Origin of the sequence: Acinetobacter sp. 479375, assembly GCF_000581715.1 — a bacterium.
Taxonomy (GTDB): domain Bacteria; phylum Pseudomonadota; class Gammaproteobacteria; order Pseudomonadales; family Moraxellaceae; genus Acinetobacter; species Acinetobacter ursingii.
In genome coordinates, this window is sequence record NZ_JEZN01000049.1 from 1 (window position 1) to 4302 (window position 4302).

Sequence of the window (4302 nt, forward strand, 5' to 3'; positions counted from 1 at the left end):
TCGCTTTAACCGTGATAAAGCATGGCCATAGGTCGCTGCTTTATCTGTATTGATGACCCGTGGAATTTGCCATTTTTTCACCGTATTGAAGATCTTTCCTAAAAAACAATAGGCTGATTTACTGTTCCGTCTAGCGGAAAGGTAAAAGTCAATCGTATGACCACGTTGATCAACTGCACGATACAGGTAAGTCCATCGCCCCTTCACTTTGATATAAGTCTCATCCATATGCCATGAATGTAAATCTGTAGGATTACGCCAATACCAGCGTAAGCGTTTTTCCATTTCTGGAGCATAACGCTGAACCCAACGATAAATTGTGGTGTGGTCAACATTCACACCTCGTTCAGCGAGCATTTCTTGAAGTTCACGATAGCTGATGCCATATTTACAATACCAACGAACAGCCCAAAGAATGATTTCACCTTGAAAGTGCCGACCATGGAAGGGATTCATCTGCTGTATCTCGAAATAAATAAGATATTTAGCTTATCATGTCAGCCTATTTGCAACAGTGCCGTGTTGATCATCCAGCTTTGATTGAGATTGAACCGTCTTCAAAATATCTAAAATTTCATAACACCAGTTGGCCAATTTTGGATTGATACTGTAGTAAACCCATTGGCCTTGTCTGCGATCTTGAAGTAGCCCTGAAGCACGTAAAAGAGCTAAATGTCTTGAAATTTTAGGTTGACTGAGTTGTAGTTTTTCAGTCAAATCACATACACATAGTTCTTTATTTTCAACAATTAATGTCACTATATTGAGACGTGTTTCATCTGATAAGCATTTAAAAAAATTAACTTGATCCATATAAGTCTCCTTCACATTCTTTCCATTTAAGAGATGAGAAAGTGCTATTTAATTCTTTGGCCATTTTCATCAATAATTTTTTCACCATCTTCTTTGCTAAATGCGCCTTTCTGAGGAAACGGGAGAATATCCAAAACAACTTCAGAAGGACGACACAAACGTGTACCTAAATCCGTAACAACGAATGGGCGGTTAATCAAAATAGGATGTTGAAGCATAAAATTTAAAAGCTGTTCATCAGACCAATCTTCCCGAACAATTTCTAAATCAGAATATGGAGGTACATTTTTACGAATTGCTTCTCTAACACTTAAACCAGCACTACGAATAAGTTCAATTAATTCTGCTTTCGAAGGTGGGGTAATTAGATATTCAATAACGATTGGTTCAATTCCTGCATTTTGAATTAAAGCTAAGGTATTCCTTGATGTACCACACTCAGGATTGTGATAAATCTTTATGGTCGAGAACATTTTGACTGACTCTGCTATTAGAAACTCAGATATATTTATATACGTATTTACACATATATGCAAATACGTATATTGATTTTATTTAAATTACTTAATGTCAATAAATGTATATATATTCTTGCAAATTCTTATGAGTGAGAAAAAACTCGTTATTTAAATATGTAAATTTAGAGTATACCCTAAAGTTACAATCTGAAAGTTCATGAAATTATGTATCATTTAAATGATTTTTAATCATAAGTAACATGTAACTTTGATATTAAAGATTTATAATTTACAAAATTGTTCATTTTTATCCAATTGGGGCGAGAAAGAGTGAAAGGCCAAAAAGTAGGTTATGTGCGAGTGAGTTCGGTCGAGCAAAATACTGGGCGTCAACTTGAGGGGATTGAAGTCGACCGGATTTTTGTTGACCGTGCTTCAGGTAAAAATACTGACCGACCTAAATTTCAGGAAATGTTGAACTATGTCCGGGAAGGGGACAGGGTGATTGTACATTCCATGGATCGTTTTGCGCGAAGCCTGAAAGATTTGGTCACTGAAGTAGATAAACTGGTCAAACGAGGGATTGCCATCCAGTTTGTAAAAGAAAATATTACTTTTACGGCCGAATCCACCCCGATGGATAATTTGATGCTGCAATTGATGGGTGCTTTTGCACAGTTCGAACGTGAGATCATTTTAGAGCGGCAAAAGGAAGGAATAAAACTCGCCTCTGCTCAGGGGAAGTACAAAGGTCGGGTGCATAAACTAAAGCCTGACCAAGCTGAAGCTTTACGACAAGCATGGAGGGAAGGGAAGTATCCATCAAAAATGGCATTAGGAAAAGCTTTTGGGATTAGTCGTCAGGCGGTATACCGATATTTACAAGTTAGTGAATAGTGAACCGTACCGGGTTTGTCGGAGACTTTTTTATTTAAGTTAGGCCACCTGACCTAACGGGTTAATCTTATCATAGTATATTGCTTCAAACTCAAAAGGCGATACATAACCCAGTGCACTGTGTACACGCTTTTTATTGAACCAATCTACCCAATTTAGTGTCGCAAGTTGTACATCCGCTAAACCTTGCCAACCTGCTTTTAGATATTCAATCACCTCTGTTTTGTATAAGCCATTCACCGTTTCAGCCAAAGCATTATCGTATGAATCACCAGTCGTACCGACTGATGCTCGTAAATTTGCAGCTTCTAAACGATTGGTATGGCGAATGGAAAGATATTGAACACCTCTATCTGAATGATGAATCACATTCTTTGGCATGCCTCGATCATGCAATGCTTGCTCCAATGCATCGAGCACCATATCTGTATTCATTCGTGTAGATACTTTCCAGCCAACAATTGCTCGTGAGAACACATCAATAATAAAGGCGGTATAGACTCAGCCTGAATTTGTTTGAATATACGTAAAGTCACTCACCCACAGTTGGTCAGGATGATCAGCAGTAAAATTACGTTTCACTAAATCATCTGCTCGTTTTTGGTCATCTCGGCTACGGGTGGTTTGTTTGTTCTTACCTCACCAAACACCTTGTATACCTAGCTTTTTCATTAATCGAGCAACAGTACAGCGTGCGATAACATAACCTTCACGTTTCAGTTTTTGCCAGACTTTACGTACACCATACCGACCTGAACTTTCCTTCCAAATTCGTTTAATTTGTTCAGCATGATGCAAGTCATGTAAATCTCGCTTTGCTCGATGTTCTGGATTTTCGCAGAGATCTAGAGTGCGGTAATAGGTTGAAGGTGCGATTGGTAAAATTCTACAAATCGCCTCGACTCCGTACAGCTCTTTATTATTATGGATAAAATCCACCATTATTTGTGTGGGCAGTCGAGCTCCGCCTGGGCGAAAAAAGCGGCTGCTTTACGTAGAATCTCATTGGCGCGTTGCAGTTCTTTATTTTCGCGTTCGAGTTGTTTGATACGTTCTTGGTCTGAAAGCTGCTGTACTTTAACTGGATTTTGCTGATCTAAATGCTTTTGATGCCAGGCACGTAGTGTTTCAGGAGTACAACCCTTGCGCAGTATACTGCTCAGGGAGCAATAGCGGTGATCGCAGCCCAATTCGATGGATAATCTTTTTCAGATTCAATCAATAATTGAACCGCTCTTTCTCTAATTTCAGGGGTATATTTTAATTTTGTCATCGGGATAGTCTCTCAGAATATTAACTCTCCGACAAACCCGGTACGGTTCAGTCTAGGATCAATTTAAAAAATGGGTGGTGTTTCAAAAAGTATGCTGAAAAAAAGCAGGTTGGATTTTGATAAAATAGAGAAATGCGAATAACTCTAGAAATCAAGTGTCCAGCCTGCCTAAGTGACAGTATAAAGAAAAATGGCACAAAAGTAGATGGTAAGCAAAATTACCAATGTAAAATATGCAGACGTCAATTTATTGGTGATCATGCTCTCAGTTATCAAGGCTGTCACTCAGGTATCAAAACCAAAATATTACACCTCATGGTGCGAGGCAGTGGTGTCAGGGATATAGCAGAAATTGAAAGAGTAAGTATCGGTAAAGTTCTACGGACACTTAGCCAATCAAAATATCAACTTCGAGCACAGCAAAGTCATTATGAAACCCTTGAAGTAGATGAGTTTTGGACTTTTGTTGGTCATAAGCAAAATAAACAATGGCTAATTTATGCCTATCATCGAGAAACAGGTGAAATTGTTGCTTATGTATGGGGTAACCGAGATTTAGCCACTGCAAAACGACTTAAATTAAAATTGAAGCAGTTAGGTGTAAGCTATACATGTATATCAAGTGACCATTGGGATAGCTTTGTTACGACCTTTAAAGAATGCAAACAGTTGATTGGTAAATTTTTCACTGTGGGTATAGAAGGCAATAATTGTCGATTACGGCATCGAATCAGGCGAGGCTTTAGGAGAAGCTGCAACTTCTCCAAAAAGCTTGAAAATCATTTCAAAGCCTTTGATTTAGTGTTCTTTTATATCAATAATGGATTCGTTTAATGCCAGCATACTTTTTGAAACACTACC

The 4302-nt window shown here is 38.3% G+C and carries 4 protein-coding genes, 2 pseudogenes and 1 other annotated feature; of the genes and pseudogenes, 2 read left to right on the plus strand and 4 right to left on the minus strand.

Annotation, left to right across the window (positions count from 1 at the left end):
* From J500_RS16415 to arsC, 3 genes and pseudogenes are all read right to left on the minus strand, one after another.
* Positions 1-456, minus strand: a pseudogene (locus J500_RS16415) (IS6-like element IS1008 family transposase); the annotation flags it as partial.
* Between the two features lie 36 nt (positions 457-492).
* The gene (locus tag J500_RS16420; protein WP_034700655.1) at positions 493-813 is read right to left on the minus strand and encodes a metalloregulator ArsR/SmtB family transcription factor; all 321 of its coding nucleotides are present in this window, start codon (positions 811-813) and stop codon (positions 493-495) included.
* Between the two features lie 44 nt (positions 814-857).
* Positions 858-1286: an arsenate reductase (glutaredoxin) gene (gene arsC / locus J500_RS16425; RefSeq protein ID WP_004733243.1), complete on the minus strand. Its 429-nt coding sequence runs from the start codon at positions 1284-1286 to the stop codon at positions 858-860.
* A 315-nt stretch (positions 1287-1601) separates the two neighbouring features.
* On the opposite strand from arsC, the gene J500_RS16430 reads away from it, so the two are divergent.
* A complete protein-coding gene (locus tag J500_RS16430; protein WP_004897285.1) occupies positions 1602-2168 on the plus strand; it encodes a recombinase family protein in 567 nt (188 codons plus the stop codon).
* A 39-nt stretch (positions 2169-2207) separates the two neighbouring features.
* On the opposite strand, the pseudogene J500_RS17290 reads toward J500_RS16430, so the two are convergent.
* Positions 2208-3441: pseudogene (locus tag J500_RS17290) on the minus strand (IS3 family transposase).
* Positions 3036-3152 (minus strand) — a sequence feature (AL1L pseudoknot). (Overlaps the previous pseudogene by 117 nt.)
* A gap of 132 nt (positions 3442-3573) precedes the next feature.
* Here J500_RS17290 and J500_RS16450 point away from each other — a divergent pair.
* Positions 3574-4275: an IS1 family transposase gene (locus tag J500_RS16450; protein WP_004282341.1), complete on the plus strand. Its 702-nt coding sequence runs from the start codon at positions 3574-3576 to the stop codon at positions 4273-4275.
* The last annotated feature ends 27 nt before the right edge of the window (positions 4276-4302 follow it).

Excerpts from the sequence above, each read along its gene's own strand:
- J500_RS16420 (WP_034700655.1), bottom strand. The coding sequence starts at position 813 with ATGGATCAAGTTAATTTTTTTAAATGCTTATCAGATGAAACACGTCTC.
- arsC (WP_004733243.1), bottom strand. The coding sequence starts at position 1,286 with ATGTTCTCGACCATAAAGATTTATCACAATCCTGAGTGTGGTACATCA.
- J500_RS16450 (WP_004282341.1), top strand. The coding sequence starts at position 3,574 with ATGCGAATAACTCTAGAAATCAAGTGTCCAGCCTGCCTAAGTGACAGT.